Annotated in this window: 6 protein-coding genes; 3 read left to right on the plus strand and 3 right to left on the minus strand. The window is 36.9% G+C overall.

All coding sequences use genetic code 11. The annotated features are described in order from the left end of the window. The 3 genes from ON09_RS22325 to ON09_RS22335 form a co-directional block, all read left to right on the plus strand. A partial coding sequence (locus ON09_RS22325) for a DNA-directed RNA polymerase subunit alpha (RefSeq protein WP_010603290.1) occupies positions 1-556 on the plus strand: 556 nt, incomplete at its 5' end. Between the two features lie 121 nt (positions 557-677). Beyond that, positions 678-1,208 carry a 50S ribosomal protein L17 gene (rplQ, locus tag ON09_RS22330; protein WP_010603291.1) on the plus strand — a complete coding sequence of 177 codons (531 nt, stop codon included), beginning with the start codon at positions 678-680 and terminating at the stop codon, positions 1,206-1,208. 86 nt (positions 1,209-1,294) lie between these two features. Further along, on the plus strand, positions 1,295-2,125 hold the full coding sequence (locus ON09_RS22335) for a glycoside hydrolase domain-containing protein (protein ID WP_010603292.1): 831 nt from the start codon (positions 1,295-1,297) through the stop codon (positions 2,123-2,125). A 52-nt stretch (positions 2,126-2,177) separates the two neighbouring features. Here the strand turns inward: ON09_RS22335 and ON09_RS22340 are convergent, their stop codons facing one another. The 3 genes from ON09_RS22340 to ON09_RS22350 form a co-directional block, all read right to left on the minus strand. Further along, the gene (locus ON09_RS22340) at positions 2,178-3,602 is read right to left on the minus strand and encodes a TlpA family protein disulfide reductase (protein WP_083838042.1); all 1,425 of its coding nucleotides are present in this window, start codon (positions 3,600-3,602) and stop codon (positions 2,178-2,180) included. A 20-nt stretch (positions 3,603-3,622) separates the two neighbouring features. Continuing rightward, positions 3,623-4,258: a gluconate 2-dehydrogenase subunit 3 family protein gene (locus ON09_RS22345; protein ID WP_010603294.1), complete on the minus strand. Its 636-nt coding sequence runs from the start codon at positions 4,256-4,258 to the stop codon at positions 3,623-3,625. Between the two features lie 11 nt (positions 4,259-4,269). Beyond that, positions 4,270-5,240, minus strand: a 971-nt coding sequence (locus tag ON09_RS22350) for a GMC oxidoreductase (RefSeq protein WP_010603295.1), incomplete at its 5' end; no start/stop codon positions are given.

The following is a 5,240-nucleotide window of genomic DNA, read 5'->3' on the forward strand; positions in this document are numbered from 1 at the left end:
CAATAAAGGACGTGGTTATGTACCTGCTGAAGAAAATAAAGTTGCTGATGCTGTTGTAGGTGTTATCGCGATCGATTCGATCTACACGCCAATGAAAAACGTAAAATACACAATTGAAAACTTCCGTGTTGAACAAAAAACGGATTATGAGAAATTGGTATTAGATATTTCAACTGACGGTTCAATTCATCCGGAAGAAGCATTAAAAGAGGCGGCTAAGATTCTTATCCAACACTTTATGTTATTCTCTGATGAGAACTTGGTGTTAGAATCTCAGGCAAAAGAAGAAACTAAAGAAGTTGACGAGGAAATTTTACACATGCGTAAAATCCTTAAAACAGAATTGGTAGATATGGATCTTTCAGTTAGAGCATTAAACTGCTTAAAAGCTGCTGATATCCGTACTTTAGCTGATTTGGTTTCTTACGATGTTGCTGACATGTTAAAATTCAGAAACTTCGGTAAAAAATCTTTAACAGAGATTCAAGAACTTGTAAAATCAAAAGGTTTATCATTTGGTATGAACCTGTCTAAATTCAAATTAGACGAAGAATAATTCAATCTTCAGTTGATAGTTTTCAGTTTGAAAATTTGAAATTGAGATTTGAAAATTAATTAATTTTCACTGTGTATAATTCCCTCTGAGACAGAGACGGTATACACTTAATTTAAAAACAATGAGACACGGTAAAAAAGTTAATCACTTAGGCAGAACCGACAGCCACAGAAAAGCGATGTTAGCTAACATGGCTACTTCACTAATCAAGCACAAAAGAATTTCTACAACTTTAGCTAAAGCTAAAGCTTTACGTACGTATGTTGAGCCACTTATCACTAAGTCAAAAAATGATACTACTCACTCACGTCGTACAGTTTTCTCTTACTTACAAGATAAAGAGGTAGTAACTATTTTATTCCGCGAGGTTGCTGAGAAAGTTGCTAATCGTCCAGGTGGTTACACTCGTATCATTAAATTAAACAACCGTTTAGGTGATAACGCTGAAATGGCTTTAATTGAATTGGTAGATTATAACGAAGTTTACGGTAAAGATGTAGAGGCTAAAGAAGAGAAGAAAACAACTCGTCGTGGTAGAAGTAAAGCTGCTGCTCCTAAGGCTGCTGAAGCGAAAGCTGAAACTGCAGAAGAAGCTGCTCCAGAAACTACAACTGAAGAAGCTCCAGCTACTGAAGAGCCAAAAGGAGAATAAGTTTTTTCCTTAAAAATTTTTAGAAGTCCTGTGCGAAAGTGCAGGACTTTTTTTGTTTATATTTAATTTTATTCTAACCTTATAAAATGGCCAGATCAATCTTTTTTATTTTAGCCTTCTTCAGTTTTTCGGCTTCAGCTCAGCAGAAACCTATTTCAATTATCAACAAAGTTATTTCTATTTATGGTCGGGAATTAGAAATCAATGCCGATGGTTTTCCAAAGCAAATAAAGTCTTATTACGATTGGGAGTTTAACAAATTTGGTTTTAAGCCAACAAATTTGCTTTATGAACCCATCCATTTTCATTATTTCACTTCCCCTAAAACACAGGAGAAATTGGTGATCAGTACATTCGACATTATCTCGAATACAACCGATTCTGTGGTTTGGAATGCTACGAGTTCCTCTGACAATATTTCTCAATATGTACGGGCTAAAATGAGTGAAGATGGATTTGTGGATCTCCGTGTACGAATCAAGGCATTAAAGGCTGTTGTGTTTTCAACGATCAACTTTCACATTCCGTTTGAAAAGAATGCTGCCAAATATGTGGTTGGACTAGGAAACCATGGGTACTTAAGGCCAGACACCGTAAAATGGAGCTGGAAACTGGCTGATAAAATCAGTCCAGCGGTGTTGATAGGGAATGACAATGCTGCCTTGTATATCAATATAGACCAGTCAAAAAAATCGGAAACGTTATCAGCTCAAAATGGCTGGAGAAATGATGATAAAGGAACGATGCAAGTTAACATTAAAGGTAGCTCAATGTTGACCGAGTTTTCTACCGGAGTTGTTTCATTAAAAGCAGGTGATGAACTGACTTTTAACTTTAACTTGCTTGTAACGCCAATCGATAGGAAAGACGGCAGAAGAGATCTTCAAAAAAGATTTAATAAATATCATTCGAGATAAATACCTGAAAGAGACTATCGCCTATATTCAATGAAAACAGGCGATAGCTAATTTAGTTAATATAATCAGAAATATATTTTTGCCAGTCGACATTAAAGGGGATGACAACGTATTTTCCTTGCGGACTAACTAAAAATTTCGATGGCCAGGAGGAAACATTATATTTTCTTTCAATCTGATTGTCAGACATGACAACCGGGAAAGTATAATTTAAGTTCTTCATATATTCTTTTACAGTAGGCTCCCGATCGTTACTCGCAATGGTAATGACATTTAAGTTTTTCATTTCTCCTTGCATTGTATTAAGATAAAGTTTCTGCAAATCAGGATGCTCCTGTCTACATGGCGAACACCAGGTACCCCAAAAATCAATTAAAGTCCATTGTTCTTTGTTTTTTCCTAAAATGTATTGATTACTATCGATTTGAGTTAAAGAAAATAATGGTGCTTGTTGGAACTTCTTATTAAACTCATTTAGCCAATAATCACCAAAATTGATTTTACCTTTATACAATGCCTTTGCCTTTTGTTTAAATGATGGATTATTCATAGACATTGCCATAACCGTTTTAAATTTTTCTTCATCACTTCCAAGAGCAGACAAATAATCCTCTTCAAAAGAATATTTTTCATTTCCGAATAGAAAAATCATATCATAAAAGTATGCATGAGAAACCGTCTTGTCTAAAATATCAGGACTATGTTCATATGCCAGCTTCAAATATCCTAGCTTTTGATCTTGAGTTAAATTTGCTTCCTGCGACATAATAAAGTTGCAGTAGGCAAACATATACCTGTACCAGGCTCGTTTCTCTTTAATAGATCTTTGGATGGTAGTCAGATCTTCATTTACTTGATGATCTTGTAGGTTGTTATAAATGAGTTTAATGACCTGATCTGCATCTGACCGAAGTTTATCATTATTGTACATTAACCTAGCGATCATCAAAGCATATCTTGCTTTGCGTTGAGTATAAAAATTGTTGGTTCCTTTCAAATAACTTATATAAGCTTTTCCAATTTCTTTTAGGTTTTCTGGATTTGAAAAATTCTTTTGCGCTTGTATCCAATAAGAAATAGGAAAAACCATCTCCTTAATGAATTGACTTGTATCGTTTTCTAACTTTTCCAGAATAATATAGGCGTTTTTTACCGATTCCCGAGTTATTTTAAGTGCAGAGTCTACCGTCATATTCATCCGTTTTAAGCTTGCTAAAAAAGCAGGATCGGTGCGGTATTTTTCCTCATCACGAGGGATGAACGATTGAGCAAAACTTTCATGAAGTAATTCTTCGGCAGCTTCTGGCCGAATAGTGGCTAATGCCTGAAGATACCTGATTGCCGAGTCTGGATACTTATCGCGAGCTCTTTGAAAGCCATTGAAGTTTAGGGCATAGTCTTCCATAGAAGCTTTATTTTGTGCGGAAGCCAGAACCGCAAATAACAGACAAAGAGATAAGAGCGTTAATTTTTTCATTTTAGTAATTAAGTAGTGGGTTAAACTTTCACATTTTCCATTCCATATTGTTTCAATACATCCTGTGGAACGCCCGTCCACTGGTTTGGCGCATTGCCTGCATAACCAATATCTTTTACACCAATTTCTGTTGTGTAAAATCCAGAAGCGGTTAAATTTCGCATTCTATTAAAGAAGGTAACTCCTGCCTGAACCTCAGGTTTCGCCTTTTTAGGATAGGCAATTTCATCGATGATCGAAATTTGTTGATCTGAAGAGGCATCGATAAAAGACTTACTGAATTTGTTGAAACAATAAACATCGAGCCATTTTAAACCACCACGCATAGGTACTTTATGTTCTGGAATATCTTTTACGATAAATTCGATAAATTCTGGCACTTTAGCATCTGATGCACTTCCAGAAATATCATCTTTCGGGATAATAATATCTGCCAAAACCGTGATCGTAGCCATTTCATGTTTGGTAAAATAAGTTTCAGCTTTTAGTCTTTTATCCCGGTCAATTTCCCACTGTTCTCGTCCAGCTTCTTTGTTTGTTTCATCAGGAGTTGCTGCAACTTCTGTTTTCGTATCGGGTTGTTTGCAAGCCTCTAACAATACCGCTGTACTTACTGCAGTTAAGCCAATTGCTTTTAGGGAATCACGTCTGTTCATATTGCAATTCTTTAAATGTTTTGTTTTTTCTTTTGAGCTAAAATATATTCAGCGGTGCGCATCGAGAGTGCCAGGATTGTCCAGGTCGCATTTTTATCGCCCTGTTGTACAAATGGACCAGCATCAACTACGAACAAATTCTTGCAATCATGCGCCTGACAATATTTATTTAATGCAGATTTTTTTGGGTCGTCGCCCATACGTATGGTTCCCACTTCATGGATAATTTTGCCGGGAGGGAGTAAACCATAATTGGTTTCAGGGCCTTGAATTTCGGATGTGACTACGCCACCCATTTCTTTCATCATGTTTAAGAAAGTATCCTGCATGTGTTTCGCTTGCAATATCTCTTCCTTTGCCCATTTATAATGAAAACGCAAAACCGGAATACCGAATTTATCAACCGCATTAGGGTCTATTTCACAATAATTGTCTTCACGGGCAATTGCAGTTCCCCGGCCAGCCATGCCCACCGTTGTACCATAAAAACGGCGGTAGTCATCTTTTAATGATTTACCATAACCTCCCGCATCCTTCATTTTCCCATCCCGGCCTGGAACCATACCGTTCATTTGCGCCACGCCGCCGCCAAAGCCATAAGCAGGCATTCCCATTCCACCCCAGTATTCGATATGATAACCGCGTGGGAAATTTAATTTTTTATTATCCAGCCACCATGGTGAGTAAATGTGAACACTGCCTAAACCATCTTCATTATACCGTTTGCGATCCATTAACTGTGGAAGAAATCCCGAGACACTTACTCCTGTAGAGTCGTGAAGATATTTACCAACAACACCACTACTATTGGCTAAACCATTAGGATGTGCTGAAGATTTTGAATTCAGTAAAATACGGGCAGATTCACAGGCACTGGCACCAAGGATAACCATTTTCCCATTAACCTGGTATTCTTGTAAATCTTTTCTATTTACATAAGAAACACCCTTAGCTAAACCATCTTTGTCAGTAATCACTTCAC

The organism is Pedobacter agri PB92 (genome assembly GCF_000258495.1).
Lineage (GTDB): Bacteria > Bacteroidota > Bacteroidia > Sphingobacteriales > Sphingobacteriaceae > Pedobacter > Pedobacter agri.

Excerpts from the sequence above, each read along its gene's own strand:
- ON09_RS22340 (WP_083838042.1), bottom strand. The coding sequence starts at position 3,602 with ATGAAAAAATTAACGCTCTTATCTCTTTGTCTGTTATTTGCGGTTCTG.
- ON09_RS22345 (WP_010603294.1), bottom strand. The coding sequence starts at position 4,258 with ATGAACAGACGTGATTCCCTAAAAGCAATTGGCTTAACTGCAGTAAGT.
- ON09_RS22335 (WP_010603292.1), top strand. The coding sequence starts at position 1,295 with ATGGCCAGATCAATCTTTTTTATTTTAGCCTTCTTCAGTTTTTCGGCT.
- rplQ (WP_010603291.1), top strand. The coding sequence starts at position 678 with ATGAGACACGGTAAAAAAGTTAATCACTTAGGCAGAACCGACAGCCAC.